The 16357-nt window shown below is 65.5% G+C and carries 12 protein-coding genes; 5 read left to right on the top strand and 7 right to left on the bottom strand.

The genetic code is table 11. From position 1 onward, the window contains the following. The first annotated feature begins 41 nt into the window (after positions 1 to 41). A complete protein-coding gene (locus tag NTV05_11340; GenBank protein MCX6544989.1) occupies positions 42 to 2615 on the top strand; it encodes an ATPase, T2SS/T4P/T4SS family in 2574 nt (857 codons plus the stop codon). Between the two features lie 158 nt (positions 2616 to 2773). Next, positions 2774 to 3529, top strand: a complete 756-nt coding sequence (locus NTV05_11335; protein ID MCX6544988.1) for a HAMP domain-containing sensor histidine kinase — start codon at positions 2774 to 2776, stop codon at positions 3527 to 3529. A 23-nt stretch (positions 3530 to 3552) separates the two neighbouring features. On the opposite strand, the gene NTV05_11330 is transcribed toward NTV05_11335, so the two are convergent. Both NTV05_11330 and NTV05_11325 read right to left on the bottom strand, forming a co-directional pair. Next, positions 3553 to 5484, bottom strand: coding sequence for an ATP-binding protein (locus NTV05_11330; GenBank protein MCX6544987.1), 1932 nt, complete (start codon positions 5482 to 5484; stop codon positions 3553 to 3555). A 6-nt stretch (positions 5485 to 5490) separates the two neighbouring features. Then, positions 5491 to 5862, bottom strand: a complete 372-nt coding sequence (locus tag NTV05_11325; protein MCX6544986.1) for a response regulator — start codon at positions 5860 to 5862, stop codon at positions 5491 to 5493. Between the two features lie 205 nt (positions 5863 to 6067). Between NTV05_11325 and NTV05_11320 the strand changes: the two genes are divergently transcribed. Continuing rightward, positions 6068 to 7165 carry a PDZ domain-containing protein gene (locus NTV05_11320; protein MCX6544985.1) on the top strand — a complete coding sequence of 366 codons (1098 nt, stop codon included), beginning with the start codon at positions 6068 to 6070 and terminating at the stop codon, positions 7163 to 7165. An 8-nt stretch (positions 7166 to 7173) separates the two neighbouring features. Here the strand turns inward: NTV05_11320 and NTV05_11315 are convergent, their stop codons facing one another. The 5 genes from NTV05_11315 to NTV05_11295 all read right to left on the bottom strand — a co-directional run bounded on the left by NTV05_11315 (position 7174) and on the right by NTV05_11295 (position 14114). After that, entirely contained in the window at positions 7174 to 7551 is a 378-nt protein-coding gene (locus NTV05_11315) for an Hpt domain-containing protein (protein ID MCX6544984.1), read from the bottom strand. A 1-nt stretch (position 7552) separates the two neighbouring features. After that, entirely contained in the window at positions 7553 to 8764 is a 1212-nt protein-coding gene (locus NTV05_11310; protein ID MCX6544983.1) for a hypothetical protein, read from the bottom strand. 68 nt (positions 8765 to 8832) lie between these two features. Beyond that, positions 8833 to 9564: a cytochrome c biogenesis protein CcdA gene (locus tag NTV05_11305; GenBank protein ID MCX6544982.1), complete on the bottom strand. Its 732-nt coding sequence runs from the start codon at positions 9562 to 9564 to the stop codon at positions 8833 to 8835. Positions 9565 to 9599: 35 nt separating this feature from the next. After that, on the bottom strand, positions 9600 to 11384 hold the full coding sequence (locus NTV05_11300) for a molybdopterin-dependent oxidoreductase (protein ID MCX6544981.1): 1785 nt from the start codon (positions 11382 to 11384) through the stop codon (positions 9600 to 9602). Positions 11385 to 11417: 33 nt separating this feature from the next. Continuing rightward, entirely contained in the window at positions 11418 to 14114 is a 2697-nt protein-coding gene (locus tag NTV05_11295) for a M1 family aminopeptidase (protein MCX6544980.1), read from the bottom strand. A gap of 186 nt (positions 14115 to 14300) precedes the next feature. On the opposite strand from NTV05_11295, the gene acsA reads away from it, so the two are divergent. Together acsA and NTV05_11285 are read left to right on the top strand one after the other, a co-directional pair. Next, positions 14301 to 16001 carry an acetate--CoA ligase gene (gene acsA, locus NTV05_11290; protein ID MCX6544979.1) on the top strand — a complete coding sequence of 567 codons (1701 nt, stop codon included), beginning with the start codon at positions 14301 to 14303 and terminating at the stop codon, positions 15999 to 16001. Between the two features lie 98 nt (positions 16002 to 16099). Continuing rightward, complete coding sequence (locus tag NTV05_11285; GenBank protein MCX6544978.1) at positions 16100 to 16357, top strand: acyl carrier protein; 258 nt, start codon at positions 16100 to 16102, stop codon at positions 16355 to 16357.

Raw genomic sequence — 16357 nt, 5'->3', positions numbered from 1 at the left:
ACTGAGCGAAGAATGTTAACTGTCCAGTTCGCGGCCCACTGATGTCGAAACAACTCGAAACTCTCCTCCGCCAGTCAGACCTGCTGACCGAGGCTCAGCTGATCCGGGATCTGGAACAGGCGCGGAAGCAGAACATGTCACTCATCGACGTGGTACTGCAGGAAGAGCGCCTGACCGAAGAACAACTGGCCGATCTGTTTGCGGCGGCCACGAAGATTCCGCGGATACGCGTGGCCGCGTCTGCGGTTGATCCGGTGGCGATCGAGAATGTCCCCGACAAACTCGCGCGCCGGTACTGCTGCCTGCCGTTGTCGGTCGAGGGGCGCGTGCTCACGCTGGCGTTGGCGGACCCGGGCGACTATCTGGCCATCCAGGACATCGAGTTCGCCTCGGGGTTGTCGGTTCGCCCGGTGATTGCCACGCGGACGGAGATTCTCGACGGCATCGAGGAGCGTTACGCGGCCGAGGATCGGATCGGGAGTTTTCTCGCCAACGTCCCCGACGTGACCGATCTGCACATCGGCGCCGACGATCCGACCGAGGATCTCGCCGTGTCGGTCGTCGATTCCCGCTCGGCGGCCGACGTGGCCCCGGTCGTCAAGATGTGCAATCTCATCGTCCACGATGCGATCAAGGCGGGCGCCAGCGATTCGCACATCGAGCCGACCATGCACGACGTGAACGTGCGGATGCGCGTGGACGGCGTGCTGCGCGATTACACCCACGTGCCCAAGTGGCTGCACAGCCCGCTGGTCTCGCGCCTGAAGATTCTCGCCAAGCTCGACATCTCCGAACGGCGGCTGCCGCAGGACGGACGCATCAACGTGCAGTACCAGGGGCGCACGATCGACATTCGGGTGTCCACGCTGCCGACGCACTTCGGCGAGAAAGCCGTGCTCCGGTACCTTGGTGGCGGGGTGTTGCCCAAGGTCGATCGGATGGGCTTGAACGCCACCCAGTCGACCCTTCTGGAAGACGTGATCCGACAGCCCCAGGGCATGATTCTCGTCACCGGGCCGACCGGATCGGGGAAGACGACGACGTTGTACGCGCTGCTGGCCAGGCGCCGGTCTACTGAAGTCAACATCGTCACGGTCGAAGATCCGATCGAGTACCACCTGCCGGGCATCAACCAGGTGCAGATCAATCCGAAGGCCGGCCTGTCGTTCGCGAACGCGTTGAGGTCGATTCTGCGTCAGGATCCTGATGTGATTCTGGTCGGCGAGACACGCGATCAGGAAACGGCTGAAGTGGCGTTCCAGTCGGCGATGACCGGACACCTCGTGCTGAGCACGCTGCACACCAACAGCGCGGTGGCGGCGATCCCTCGCCTCTACGATCTTGGCGTCGAACCGAGCATTCTGGCCACGTCGCTGACGCTGGTGATCGCGCAGCGCCTCGTCCGGCGCATCTGCGACGGGTGCAAGGAACCGTACATGCCGGACGCCGAGACGTCGCTCAAAGTGGGCCTCTCCTCAATCGACGGCATGGTGTACCGGGGCAAGGGATGCGCTTCCTGCGGGGGAACGGGCTTCGCCGGGCGGGTGGGCATCTACGAGTTCTTCCGGCCGACCACCGCTGTGCGGAAGATGATCGGCGCTCGAGCGAGCGAGAGCGATTTGCGGGCGGCGGCGCGTCAGGGCGGCATGAAGTTGCTTCGCGAGGACGCGCTCGACAAGGTGAAGCAGGGGATTACGTCACCGGATGAAGTGCTGCGCGTGGTGCAGATCGATCAGACCGAGTCGCCCTGCGCGTACTGCGGCGCGCTCATCGAGATTGACTTTTCCACGTGTCCGTACTGCCTGAGCAATCTCAAGAAGACGTGTGCGAGTTGCGGGCAGGATCTCAAGATCGAGTGGAAAGCGTGCCCGTACTGCAACTCGAAGGCCGCGCCGTTGGAACTCGGCGAGGTGACGGTGGCGCTCACGTCGGCCGCTTCATCTGACGGGCGCGTGGCACAGCGGCCTGTGACGCCGGGTCGCGCCGCGGCTGGAGCGCCGAGTGTGTCGAGCGCGGATCCGATGAGCTGGCCGGGCGTTCGCACATTTGATTTCGACATCGGCGACGCGACATTGCCGGATCAGACGGCCGCGGCCCGGCCGGAAGCGCGTGTCTCCTCGCCGTCAGACGCGCACCGCGTGAGCGCACCAACCGCGGCGGCCCGAGATCGTACGCCCGCTGCCGAGGTGGCGGCGCGGGCACCCAGTGAGGCGTCGGAGCCCGAAGCGCGGCGGCTCCGCGTCCTGGTGGTGGATGACGACGAGGACATCCGGCAGGTCGTGGCGTTCACGCTGAAGAGCCTGGCGGTGCCGGTCGATGTCGCTCAGGCGGTGGACGGCCAGGAAGCCGTTGAACTGGCCACGGTACAGCCCCCCGATCTGGTCGTGCTCGACGTCATGATGCCGCGGCTGGACGGTTTCGAAACGTGCACGAAACTGCGGCAGAGCGTGCGGACGGCCTTTATTCCCATTCTCATGTTGACCGCGAGCGCGGACGAGATGAGCCGATCGAAGGGGTATCTGGTCGGGACCGACGATTACATGAGCAAGCCGTTCCAGCCGGCCGATCTGAAGCAGCGCGTGACGACGTTGTTGAGACGATCGTACGGAATATAGATCTCGAATCGGGCGCAACGTGTTGCGCCCCTACGGGACAGTACGGACGAATCCGTCGTAGGGGCGGGCCTCGTGCCCGCCCGAGCGTCTGCGTAGGGGCACGGCATGCCGTGCCCGCCGGAACGTGGGCGCGATTGATCGCGCCCGATCGGAAACCTGTGAGCAAGACTGACGACAAAGGCGCAATTGCCGGCGAGCAGGCCCTCGTGTCGATGCTCATCCATGAATTGCGCACACCGCTGACGGCGCTCCGCGGATCGCTCGGCCTCTTGACCGAGGAGGCCAAGGACGCCGCGCCGGAGGTCCGGAGTTTCGCGGCGATTGCCGCGCGCAACGCCGGCAAGCTGGTGTCCATGCTGGATGATGCCGCCGACTACTGGCGGCTCAGCGATTCGAAGGCGCCGTTGCCGTGCGAACCCACAGACATCGCTGACACGGTGCAGCGCGCGCTGGACCAGGTCCAGGCACTCGTCGAGGAGCGCGGCATCCTGCTGGATGTTCAGGCCACGCCGGCCGAGGCAAGTGTCAATCCGGCATTGGTCCGAGCGGCGGTCGTCCGCGTGCTGTCGTATGCGCTGAGCGTGTCGCCGAAGAAGGCCGCTCTGCAGGTCCGTGTCGATCGCGCCAAGAGGGCCGGCGCAAGCATCGTGGTGTCGGTGTCGGATGGTGGCACGGCGATTCCCGCCGATGCGGCCGCGCGCATCTTCGAGCCGTTCAGCGTGGTGGCGCGGCGCGGCGCGGAGCCGGCCAGGCCCACGGGGCTCGGCCTCGCCATTGCCCGGAGAATCGTGAAGCTGCACGGGGGGTCGCTCGTTTTCACCTCGAACGAGCAGGGTGGGCTGTTCTCGATCAAGCTGCCTGTCCGGCGCCCGAAACCCCGCTCGCGGCGCCGTGGAAAAGCACTCCCGGAGTAATTATCGGTGCGTCGTGGGGACAATTACTCCGGGAGTGTTTTTCCCATCGTCGGCCTGGCGACGGGAATCGTGATCCAGAACGTCGATCCGACTCCTGTCTCGCTGGTGACCCCGACCGATCCGCCCTGAATCTCGACGAGCGCCTTGGTGATGGCCAGGCCCAGGCCTGTTCCGTGGAACCTGCGCGTGTTGGCCCCATCGATCTGCTGGAACTTCTGAAAGAGCTGGCCAAGTTTGTCGGCCGCAATGCCGCGTCCCCGGTCGGTGATGGCGAAGGTCACGAACCCGGGCGGGTCTGGCCTCACTTCCAGCGTCACTTCTGACCGGGCGGGCGCGTACTTGAGTGCGTTCGACAGGAGGTTGACGATGGCCTGGATCGTGCGGTCCGGGTCGGCGTTGACCTTCGGGAGATCGGGCGGAATGATGGGCGTGAGCGTCACCGACGACCCTCTGGCAATCTGGCCGACGCTCTCGATGGAGTGCGTCACCAGTTCGCGGGCGTCGTACGGCCGCGGGTTGAGTTCGAGCTTTCCCGCCTCGATCTTCGAAATGTCGAGGATGTCGTTGATGATGCGCACGAGCCGATCCGTGTTTGCCAGGGCCACATCCATCAGGATGAGATGGTCCGGATCGAGCCCGGGCACATCGGACCTCAACAGCTGCAGCGAGCCCTTGATCGACGTGAGCGGCGTGCGCAACTCGTGCGAGACAACGGACACGAACTCGTTCTTGAGCCGGTCGACCTCATAGAGACTTGTGATGTCCTGGAACGCGGCGACGGCGCCGGTGATCACGCCCAGGTCGTTGCGCAGCGGCGCCGCGCTGACCAGCATGGGAACGACTCTGCCGTCCTGCGGCTTGACGATCAATTCCTGACCGACCACCACGTCTCCGCGCAGCGCGCGACGGGGTCCCCATTCATCCACCGGGCAGGCTCCGCCGTCCCGGTACGTGGCGTGGAAGCTCTCCCAGTACAGCTGTCGATCGTGCTCGGTGTCGGGTTCGCGGCCGATGAGCATGTCGGCGGCCGCGTTCTGAAGGACCACGCGCCCGCCGGGCGCCTCCAGGATGACCAGTGCCGCCGGCACCGTCGCGATCGTGGCCTGGAGCCGTGCCGATTCCTGCTCCGCGTTGACGCGGAGCGCGGCGTACATCTGAGAGATCTCGCGCTCCCGTGTGAGCGCGTTGGTCAGGTCGTGCTGCCGGCGCTGGACAGCGGCGCTCATGTCGCGAAACGCCCCGACGAGCGTTCCGATCTCGTCACGCTTGGCAGGCGGCGGCAGCCGGACATCGAAGTTGCCGCCCGAGATCTGGCGCGCCGATTCGGCCATCGCGGCCAGCGGATCCAGCAGGATGCGCGCCAGCACGGCGACCAGCACGAGCAGCATGATGATATCGACAGCCGGCAGCGCCAGCGTGAAGAGCGCGTTGTCGAAACTCGATTGCGATGCGTTCCTGATCTGGTCGCTGAGGAACACGAAATCGTGCCGCTGATGCGCATCGAGCGAGTTCAGGATCTGCCGGATGGGCGGAGCGGTCTGATCCCGCAGCACCTCTGGCAGATCGGTCAGCCGATCGCGGCGGTCCATCAGGTCTGTGACCATCCGATACCACTGCTGGAGCTGCCGGTCGAGATCGGCCAGCGACCGCTTGTCCTTTTCCTCGTCAACCAGCGCAAGCAGCAGCGTCGGGAGGTTGACGTACTCGCTCCACCGGCGGTCGAAGTTCGCACGGAACGCCGGCAGTCCCGTCAGCAGGTAGGACCGCTGCTCGTTCTCCAGTTCCACGACGACGCGGTTCATGCGGGACTGGTGATCGAACCGCTGCCCGGCGCGCAGGATCGTCCTGTCGCTGGAATTGCGCGAGGCTTCGAACCACATGACGGCCCCGGCCTGAAGGAAGGCCGCGACCACCATGAGGCCGATCACCGCGAAGATGCGCCCGCGCAGGCTCACAGTCAATTACCCGAGCTGTTTTCCGAGAATCGTCAGCACCTGCTGACCGAGCGTCAGCGCGTCGAACGGCTTGCCGACGCACCCGGCAGCGCCAAGCGCGAGCGCCTTGGCGACTTCAGATTCCTGCACTTTGGCCGTCAGGAAGATCACGGGGATCGCCTTGGTGGCCGGATCGGCTTTGAGCCGCTTGCAGGTTTCGAAGCCATCCATGTCGGGCATCATCCAGTCGAGCAGGATGGCATCGGGCGCTTCGGCGCCCACGCGCTCGAGCACCTCGAGACCGTTGTTGACCGTGACGACCTCGAATCCCGCACGCTTGAGCGAGAGGCGGGCGATCAGCTGCACGTCCGGTTCGTCTTCCGCAAGCAGGAGTTTCATAGTTAACACCAATATAATCAACGCGTTACGGCCTCGACCGCCGGAAATCAGGCTGGCTCGAGGCCCGCCTCGCCCGCCGGTCCGGAACGCTTCCCTGTGAGTATCGGCGCTTTCGCGATGCGGGGTCAATGTTCAACTGCCAACCAAGCAGGCGGGCTGCACGTCTGAGCTTGTGTAGTTGACACACTTCGTTTTGGAGGGGGTTATGCGTTTATCTCGTGCAATCGGACTGACGGTGATGATTCTCGCCCTGGCGGCAGCGGCGGCGGCGTGGGCGCCGGCGATCGCGGCTCAGCAGGACGACAAGGCGGTGCAGCAACCGCAGAAGCTCGAGAAGCTGGAAAAGATGATTGTGATGGTCGATGGGCGAACCGGGGCGGCTCAGCGCCAGAACTGGGTCGCCCAGACCGGGAACGTCTATACGCTGGGCGGACCACGTCTCGGCGTCTCGGTTCGCGATGTCGAGACGGCCGATGTGAGCAAGATGAAACTGTCGGGGCCGGCCGGCGTCGTGATCGAAGAGGTGACGAACGACTCGGCTGCGGCCAAGGCCGGGCTGAAGGCGGGCGATGTCATCATCCAGTTCGATGGCGAAGCGGTTCGCAGCACGCGCCAGTTCACTCGCCTGGTCAACGAATCGGCCGCTGGCCGAGCGTTGAAGCTCAGCGTGACGCGCGACGGGAAGCGCACCGATCTCGAGGCCACTCTGACTGGCGGGGAAGGCCCCCTTGCCAACATCACGATTGATCGCGATCGCATCCGGAGCGAAGTCGAACGGGGGCTGGCGGAGGCCCGGCGCGGGCTCGCGCAGGCCGACCGCGACAAGGCGCAGGCCGAACGCAACCTGGCCCAGGTCGCGCCGCTGATGCGTCAGTTCAGGATGGAGCGCCAGCCTGGTGGGACGACAGGGACGCCTGGTCCCGGGATGCCATCAGAAGGCGTCTTCACGTTCGAGGGCCCATTCGGCGGGGCGCTCGCAGCCCGGGGGCGTCTTGGCGTGACGGTTCAGGAACTGACTCCCGAGCTGGCAGCCTATTTCGGCGTCAAGGACGGCGTTCTTGTCTCGACGGTGCGCGCAGACAGCCCGGCTGCCAAAGCGGGCATCAAAGCCGGGGATGTGATCACGACGGTGAATGACAAGCCCGTGACCGATGCCAGCGTGCTGGTGGCGCAGTTGCGAGACAAAGAGGGCGAGGTGACTGTTGGCCTCTCGCGCGACAAGAAGACGTTGAGCGTGAAGGCGACCCTCGAGAAGGCGACAGGGGCCAGGTCACGGGTCGTGGTGCGGGGAAAGCCGGCGTAGGAAAGAGCTTATTCGGGTTCTTCTGTCAGGAGCTGCGCCAGCGCCGCAAGAACCCGCTCGAACTCGGATTCCACCTGCGTGAGCACGGCGGCCGCATCATCAAGCGTGCCGTGGTCGCCGAACTCCTCGAGTGTCGCGCACATGGCGGCCATTCCGGCCGCTCCCAACATCGCGCAATTGGTCTTCAGCGTGTGAGCCCCCACCGCGAGCATCCGGGCATCGCCGCCCGCAATCGCGCTCCTGAGCTGTTCGATCCGCTTCGGAGCGTTCGATCGGTAGATCTCGACGAGTTGCCTGATGAGCAGCGGCGTGCGGCATTCGTCTCTCGCCCGACGCAACTCGGTGATCGTGCCGGGATCGAGGACCGGTGAAATGTTGTTCCCCACGTCAAGAACTGTGCGATCCCGCGGGCGGAGCATTCGCGGAGGGCGCCGGTGTGATGAGCGTCGCCAGCTGCGCCGCCAGGATCGTGGCGACGGCGCGGACGGCGTCGGTCGGCTCGACATTCTTCTTCAACTCGATGGCCATCGCGCCCGTGCATCCCTCGGCGGTGACCAGCGGTACGACCAGGGCCCCTCCCGACAGCGGCTCGGCGGGCATCGTCTGCACGGTTCGGGTCCGGTAGGCCGTGGCCGTCGCGTTGTCGGCATCGGATCCGATTGCACCCATGCGCGCCAGCGTGGCCGAGGCATATCCGTGCGCGAGGACAGGGTGCAGGAGCCCGGGCGGCCCGTTCGGCATCCAGATGATGACACCGGTCGCATCGAGCGCGCCGGCCACGCGCTCCAGCAGTGCCGGCAACTCCCGCGTGCTCTGGACGCGGGCCAGCGACGCGCAGATGTCGGCAGCCGCCGCCAGGTTATTCGCGCGATCCTGACCCGCCGGCCAGGCTGACGTTGCGGCGGGCGTCCTGGTCGCCTCTTTGCCAGCGACCCCGCTTGACGGATGCGACAGACCGAGGCCAGAGCCCGACTCGGCGCCGGTCATCGGATCGCGGCCGTCCTGGGTCTTCGGGGTGGGTACCAGCGCAATCAGGATCACGAGCGTCAACCCGAGAGCGCCGCCGACATAGAACATCTGCGTCCGCCGCGCTGTGGCCGCGGCCGCCTCGTGCCTGGCGGTCTCGTGGAGGCGCGCTTCCTCGACGGAGGCGATGGCCTTGTTCAGCAGGTCATGACCATCGGCGAAAATGACGTCCGACGCCGAGAGACCCTGGCCTGAACTGACATAGTTGCGGGCCTTCTGGTCGGCCTTGCCAAACGACGCCATCGTCTCAATGGCGGCCTCGAGCGCGCCCTGTGCCTCGGGTGTCCCGGCCGCGGTCCGAAGATCCGTCAACTTCGACACGGCGTCCGCCATCATCTGGGTCAACTGCGTCTGCCATCGCTCGCTGTTCTGGCCTTCGGCCACGTATCCCCGCTGGGTCGCGCCGATCTCGGCAAGCGACTGCGACAACCCGCGCACCCGCGTCTCAAATTCGGTGATGGACGCCCGATCGGCCCGCGCCTGCTGGTCCAGGCTCCACGCCTGATAGCCCGCTGCAGCCAGCGCCGCGACGGCGATTGCGACCAAGAGAACGCGAACGGTCTGGTTCCTCATCAAGTCCCCCTCAACCGGCCCGGGCGGCTCCGATAGACCCTGGCGCGGTCCCCCGGACACACGGCATATCAGAACGTCGGCAGGTACGACGACAGGTACTGGGCGATCACGGTGAGGCGGTTGGTGATCATCAGGACGCCGACCGCCACGAGCAGGACGCCCGACGCGACCTCGATCGCGTGATAGTGCCTGCGGATGCGCGCGAAGACCGCGAAGAACTGGTTGATGGCGAGCGAGGTGATCAGAAACGGAATCCCGAGACCAAGCGAGTACGCCAGCAGCAGTTCGATTCCCTGCCACACCGTGTCTTTGCTGGCGGCGATGGCCAGGATGGCGGCCAGGATGGGCCCGATACAGGGGGTCCATCCGAAGGCGAACGCAATGCCGACCACCACTGCGCCAAGGGGGCCCGTCGGCTTCTTCCGGGCCTGCACGCGCTTCTCGTTGTAGAGCCAGCTGATCTTCAGCACGCCCATCATGTGCAGGCCGAACACGATGATGACGGCTCCCGCCACCTTGCCGAGAATGCTGAGGCGCGTCATCAGGAATTCGCCGACCGCGCTCGCCGACGCACCGAGGGACACGAAGACCAGCGTGAATCCGCAGATGAAGCCGAGCGACGACAACAGCACCTTGCCGCGGGCGCGCGCGGTGCCCTGAGTGTCGTCTCCGCCGCGCATTTCTTCGAGCGACACCCCCGAGACAAACGACAGGTAGCCCGGGATGAGCGGCAGCACGCACGGCGAGACAAACGACAGCAGGCCGGCGGCGAAGGCGGCGAAGAGGGTGACGTTATCCATTCGGACACCTGAGACAGAAAGTAGTCAGCTACTGACTATTTCCCAATCAATTCCGCTCTCACCACGTGCGGCTCGCCTTTGACCGGCGGCAGGTCCTGGAACAACTGATCCCACTTGCAGCGCTCGGACGGATTCGACGCGTGCATCCTCATGCGCGCGGTCTGCGGTCTGGCGAAACCGACGTCGGCGATGCCGGCGATCCCCGGAAGGCCACCCATCTCCTCGGCGATCGCGGCGCGCACGGCCGCCGCATCCGCGTACGTCAGCGGCAGGCCAAGTGCCCCGGCGACCTCGGTCAGCGCCAGCCAGTCTTCGCGCGCCTCACCGGGCGCGTTCATCACGCGCGAGGTGGCCTGCAGACGGCCGCCGTCGTTGGTGTAGGTCGCGTCCTTTTCCGTCCAGGCGGCGCCAGGCAGCACCACGTCAGCGGCCGCCGCCAGCGCCGTCTGCACGGGGCCCTGCACGATGAGGTGCGCCAGTTTGCCTGACGATCGGGCATCGACTATCCAGGAGACATCGCCAGCGCTGCCGTCGGGCCCGGGATCGAGCACAAACAGCGCCTTGACGTCGCCCGATTCAACCGCGCCGCGCAACGCCGACAGATCAGCGCGATCCGATCCGCCTGCCGGCAGATTGAATCCGAAGACGCGGGCGCCGGCGATGTTGGGCGCGTCGACGGCCGGCACTTTGAACTTCGCCGCGGCGGGCTGCGCTTTTTCCGACGTGGTCCAGCTCACATCAACCCGCCGCTCGGCATCCGGTCCCTGTGTCTGCCGTACGATCTGGCGCACGAGGAACAGCTCTTCGTGCGATGCATGCGCCGACACCAGAACACGGAACGCTGACGGATTGGTCTGCAGCACCGGCCTGACGATCTCGGCGAGGCGGGCAAGGGCATCGGGCCAGGTGGCGGCGGTCTGCGCGCCCGAGCCGTGGCGCGCCAGGGGCGCCGTCAGCCGCGCGTCGCGTTCGACCCAGTGATACTGGAAGCGACCGATATCGCACATCCAGTAGCCGTTTACGTCGGCGTTGTACCGTGGTGTGATCCGAATCAGCCGGGCGCCCTTCGCCCACTCGGGCTTGGCCTTGATCCACGCGGTGGTGTTGCAGCCCTTTGCGCAGAGTGTGCACGTCGTGTCGACCGCCACCGGGTTGTCCCACGGCCGCGACTTGAAGCGGTAGTCGCGCGTCGTGATGGCCCCCACGGGGCACACGTCCATCAGGTTGCCCGAGACGAGCGAGTGCACGCCGCGTTCCTGAAACGTCGAAATCTGGCTCCTGTTGCCGCGATCGACGATTCCGATCTGCGCCTCGCCGCCGACCTCGCGCATGAAGCGCACGCAGCGCGTGCACAGGATGCAGCGATTGCGGTTCAACATCAGCGTCGGGCCGAAATCGACGTCGGCCTTCACGCCCTCGCCGTCGAACGTGCGGCGCGGGAACTCCATCCGGCTGCCGGCCGTGCCGAACGTGTACGAGTAATCCTGCAGCGGGCACTCGCCGCCCTTGTCGCACACGGGGCAATCAAGGGGGTGGTTGATGAGCAGGAACTCGAACACGCTCGCGCGCGCCTCGATCACCTCGCGGCTGCGCGTCTCGACCACCATGCCATCGGTGCAGACAGTCGAGCAGGACGTCTGCAGCTTCGGCATCTTCTCGACCTTGACGATGCAGACGCGGCAGGAGCCGTCGACCCCGAGACCGGGGTGGTAGCAGTAGTAGGGGATCGAAATGCCGTTGTCGAGGGCGGCATGAAGAATGGTCTTGCCCTTCTCGGTTGTAATCTCGCGCCCATCGATGCGCAGGGTGACGGTATCCATGCGTGCCATCATAACAAGGGTTTGGCCGGGCGCCTACCGCCGGGCGATGTCGACGATCGTGAGGCCGTCCCGGTTGACAACGACGTCGCGCAGCCGGCCCTTGAGGGGCAGGCGGAGCTCCGTGACGCGGTCGACGATCGAAACGAGCGCATCTTCGGCCGGGCCGGTTGTGTAACGCACCGTCACCGTCACCGGGTATTCGTACGTAACGCCGATCTGTTCCAGCCGCACGACGACGGTCGGGCTGGAGGCTTCCGGGTCCTGCTGCCAGGACGGTTTCAGTACGGGTACGCCTGTTCCGTGGATCCACTGCTCGAAGAACTGCTCGAGCGATTGCCCGCTTTCCGCCTCGAAGGCCTGCTGCACGTTGTCGGTTCCCGCCTTGCGGAAACGCCAGTCCTTGTAGAATCGCCGGAGTCCGCGGAAGAACATCTCGTCGCCCAGACGCCGGCGCAGCATGTCGAGCACGACGGCCGACTTGTTGTAGGCGATGGCGCGGAAGATCTGCGAGTCTCCGCGGATGTGCCCCAGCCGATAGCCGAGCGAGATGGGTCCATCCTCGGTCTTGTCTCGGCCCCATCGGGCCATCTGGCGAATCAGGTCGTCAAATGCCTCGTCGCCGCGGACCTGGCGCGCGTACAACGCCGCGAAGTACTGCGCGAATCCTTCACTGATCCAGCGTTCGTGATAGCTGCGCCATCCGACCGCCTGGCCCCACCACTGATGCGCCAGTTCGTGGGCGACGAAGAACTCCGGAAAGTTGGGGAACGCCGCGGGGTCGTGGCTCCAGTTGAACGTCGAGGCTGGCAGCGGCTGATTCAGCAGGGACAGATACGCGGGGCTGTGGCCGCCGGGCGTTTCGCCTTCGATCAGGCCGACGGTCAGACTCTGATAGGGCGCGTCGCCGATGATGGACGTGTAGTGCCGGAACACGCGCTCGGCGATTGGCAGCATCTCGCGTCCCTTCGTGACCTGGCGCGGATTGGCCTCGAGGCTCAGCGAGACGCCGCCGACATCACCCGCACCCTCGTAGGTGGTCGGGATTGTCGTCGTGCCGACGCGTTCAAAGCGGCTGATGACGCAGGCCAGATACCGGACTGGTTGCGTCGTGTCGAACTCGTACTGGATGGCGGGGATCTTCCCGTTGATGGCAGGGGCGGCCTTCGGGAATCCCGGCACGAGGCTGCCGCTGGCCAGGACCTGAAACCGTTCCGGCACGGTCAATTTCATGCGGGCCGATCCGTACGACGCGACGGCGCCCTGCGGGTACCACGCGCTGTTGATTGAGTACAGCGCGCTCGGCTCGCCGGTGAAGCGGACCTCGTCTACCACTCCGGCCGGGTCCTGGGGAAACTGCGGGCCGATGCCTTCGTGATCGGGCGGCGGCGGAACAAGCCGTCCGGAATAGCCCACCAGCAGGGTGATCTCCGTGCCGCTGGCGGCAATGGCGGGCAGAGAGATCATGGCGCTGGCCTGGTTGCGAACGCGGAGCGACAGGAGGCGCCCAAATTCCGGGCTGTAGATCCCGGTGATGGCGAGTGATTCTGCCAGCCGGAGCGTCAGCCTGTTGAGCGCCGGATCCTTGACGCGCAGCCGGATGCGGGCCACGCCTTCGAGCCAGTACCGATCCGGATCGATCGTCAGGTTCAGGTCCGTACTCTCCACCGCAAATGGCGCGTGCGCGTCCTCGTTAAAGAACCGGCCCTGCGACGCTTCGCGGGATGCCGACGGATAGACGCTGATATTCCGCCGGCGCGCGCGATCGAACAGCGAGATGTCTTCGGGCTCGCCCAACACCTTGGTGTAGGTCAGCGTCCGGAACTGCTTCGTGTGGATTTCGGCCAGCAGATCGCCACGTTGCGGCCCGGACGACCAGGCGTCGCGGCTCAAGTCCGCCAGGTCCAGGCCGAACGACTTGGTCACATCTTCGCGGAAGACGGCCGCGGCGCGCCCAAAGAGCCCCTGATCGACCGGTTCGGCCGACAGCGTGGCTGCCGGGAACCACGTGTCGAAATCGTCGGGGTGGACGCGCACGAAGACGGTGGTGTATTGATCCTGCAAGACGTCGGATCCGCAGTAGATCCTGACCTGGCCGCGCTCGGTTGCGGGCGTTGGCTTGAAGACGAACTTCCCGCCGCGCGACGGCATCAGGACGACGGCGGTCGGGCCCCCGGTGGCCTCGGCGACGAACATGCGGCCGTCGGCCAGATCGATGCTGAGATCGTCCGACCGGAGAGAGAGATTGCGCACCCGGTACTGCTTCACGGGATTGAGCGCGAGCCGAAACAGGCCATCGAGCGCGGTCAACGCGTTCTGATCACTGATTCGCCATTCCCCCTCAGCCGTCGTGCCAGCCGTGCGCCGGACATCCAGCTGCCAGGTCGTGATGCGCGCCCGGATCCCGCGCTCGGTCAGGATCTCGATCATGAGTCGGTAGCCGTCGCCTGGCAGCGTGCCGTCCAGCGGCGCGCGATCCCGTTCGCGGACCACCGCGCGGGTGATATCCGAATCAATCAGCGATTGCGCTGCCTGCGCGGCCCGGAGGGGAATCGCCCGTTCGGACAGCAGATCGAAGTACGCGTCGGGCAGGCCTGCGGCGATGGTCTGTTCGAGTTTGAGCAGGAGCGATGCGACGCCGTTCCGGGGCGGCGCGGTCTTCTGCGGCGCGGCGCCCGCAGTCTGGACGACGACCAACGCCGCGACGAACATCAGCACGACCAGACGCGTCACCGTGACGTATTATCCCTCGATTTTCTGTGGTACACTTTTGCTGTTCTTCCTCCGTGTTTCCCCCGACCGGTCAGTCCCCCCGAGACACTGCGAGACGCGGCGGATATCCCATGATTCGCGGCTGTGACTAGCCAAGCGCCGCAACCCCGTCGTTGCGGCGTGACGAGATGCGAAGGAGCATGACCGATGACCGTTGATTACGAGCAGTTGCGTCGCGAGACGACGTGGGATGTTGCCCGCCGGGAGCTCGGCTGCACCGAGGGCGGCCAGGTGAACATTGGTTACCTCGCGGCCGATCGCCACGTCGAAGCGGGCCGCGGCGGGAAGCTGGCGCTCGTTCACGAGAGTCACGACGGAACGCTCCGGCAGTTCACATTCAGTGACGTGCAGCAGTTATCCAATGGGTGGGCCCACTTCCTGCGCGCCACGGTGTCTATTCGTCAACTCGACCGCGTCTGCCTGTTTCTCGACAAGGTTCCCGAGCTCTACATCGGGTTTCTCGGCGTGCTCAAGACCGGCGCCGTTGCCGAGCCACTCTTTTCGGCGTTTGGTGAAGATGCGCTTATCGCCCGGATGCAGGACAGCCGGGCGACCGCGATCATCACGCAGAAGCGGCACGTCGGCAAGGTCCGCAAAGCCAAGGACCGGCTGCCCGACCTGAAGACGATCATCGTCATCGATCACGACGAAGACGGGCGCCAGCTGAGAGACGGCGAGATCGCCTACCGGATGACGGACCATCGGGCCGACGCCTTCGCGATCGCTCCCACGTATGCCGAGACCCCGAGCGTGCTGCACTACACGAGCGGCACGACCGGCGCGCCCAAGGGCGCGATGCACGTGCACGGCAGCGTGTTCGCGCAGTATCTGACGACCAAGCTCGTGCTCGACGTCAAAGACGACGACATCTACTGGTGCACGGCGGACCCCGGATGGGTGACGGGCACCAGTTACGGCATCATCGGGCCATGGGTGATGGGCGCCACGCAGGTGGTGCTCGATGCGGGGTTCTCGAGCGATCGCTGGTACGCGACGATCGAACGGCATCATGTGACGGTGTGGTACACCGCACCGACCGCCATCCGCATGCTGATGAGAGACGGACTGGAGCCGGTCCGCGGCCACGATCTCACGAGTCTTCGGCACATGTGCAGCGTGGGCGAGCCGCTCAATCCCGAGGCCGTGCGCTGGGGCCACGAGGCGTTCGGGCTGTGGTTTCACGACACGTTCTGGCAGACCGAAACGGGCTCCATTGTCGTGACGAACCTGCCCGGCATGCCGGTGAAGCCAGGGAGCATGGGGCGGCCGTTCCCGGCGCTGACCGCAGCGGTGGTGGAGCCGAAGACGGGCGAGCCCATCACCGAACCAGGGCGCGTCGGCCTGATTGCCATCCGGCCGCCCTGGCCGAGCCTGATGCGGACGTACTGGAACAACACCGCCACCTACTACGGCAAGTTCCTGAACGGCTGGTACATCTGCGGCGACCAGGCCAGCGTCGACAAGGACGGGTATTTCTGGTTCTGCGGCCGCGATGATGATGTGATCAACACCGGTGGCCACCTGGTGGGACCGTTCGAAATCGAGAGCGCGCTGCTGGAGCATCCGGCCGTCGCCGAGTCGGCGGCCATTGGCAAGCCCGACCCGGTCAACATGGAGGTGGTGAAGGCATTCGTGGCGCTGCGGCCGGGGTTCTCGCCGAACGCGGATCTCGAGCTCGACATCATGAACTATGTGCGGAAAAAGTTGTCGCCGCTGGCGATGCCGCAGGAGATAGAGTTTGTCGAGAAGGTGCCGAAGACGCGCAGCGGGAAGATCCTGCGGCGCGTGCTGAAGGCGAAAGAACTTGGACAACCGATCGGCGATATCAGTACGATGGATGACGATTAGCCTGGCCGCCGTCGCCACGGCTTCGCGCTTCGCGCTTCGTCTGGCTATGGCGCCCACGGGCGCGCGAGAAGGTACAACGGGTGTGAAGGGAGCTTGCCGTGAAAGACATGATTCTGGACTACATCAGGAATGAATACCTCGACGAAGACGAGGCCGACGATATCGATCTCAACGAGAACACGCCCCTGATCTCCGGCGGCATCGTCGACAGCTTCAGCATGGTGAGCCTGAAGCGGTTTCTGGAGAAGAAGTTTGTTATCAGCATCCCCGATGCCGAGGCGTCTCCGGAGGCGTTCGACACAGTGACGAGCATTCTCGCGCTGGTAAACAAGCATCTGGCGAAGAAGGGAGCTTGA

Source organism: Acidobacteriota bacterium (assembly GCA_026393755.1).
Classification (GTDB): Bacteria; Acidobacteriota; Vicinamibacteria; order Vicinamibacterales; family JAKQTR01; genus JBAXOX01.
Note: the sequence above shows the minus strand (reverse complement) of the source record. Positions and strands in the feature narration are given on the sequence as shown.

Bases quoted from the DNA above. Each gene is read 5' to 3' on its own strand.
- NTV05_11340 (MCX6544989.1), top strand. From the start codon at position 42: ATGTCGAAACAACTCGAAACTCTCCTCCGCCAGTCAGACCTGCTGACC.
- NTV05_11300 (MCX6544981.1), bottom strand. From the start codon at position 11,384: ATGGATACCGTCACCCTGCGCATCGATGGGCGCGAGATTACAACCGAG.
- NTV05_11320 (MCX6544985.1), top strand. From the start codon at position 6,068: ATGCGTTTATCTCGTGCAATCGGACTGACGGTGATGATTCTCGCCCTG.
- acsA (MCX6544979.1), top strand. From the start codon at position 14,301: ATGACCGTTGATTACGAGCAGTTGCGTCGCGAGACGACGTGGGATGTT.
- NTV05_11325 (MCX6544986.1), bottom strand. From the start codon at position 5,862: ATGAAACTCCTGCTTGCGGAAGACGAACCGGACGTGCAGCTGATCGCC.
- NTV05_11310 (MCX6544983.1), bottom strand. From the start codon at position 8,764: ATGAGGAACCAGACCGTTCGCGTTCTCTTGGTCGCAATCGCCGTCGCG.
- NTV05_11305 (MCX6544982.1), bottom strand. From the start codon at position 9,564: ATGGATAACGTCACCCTCTTCGCCGCCTTCGCCGCCGGCCTGCTGTCG.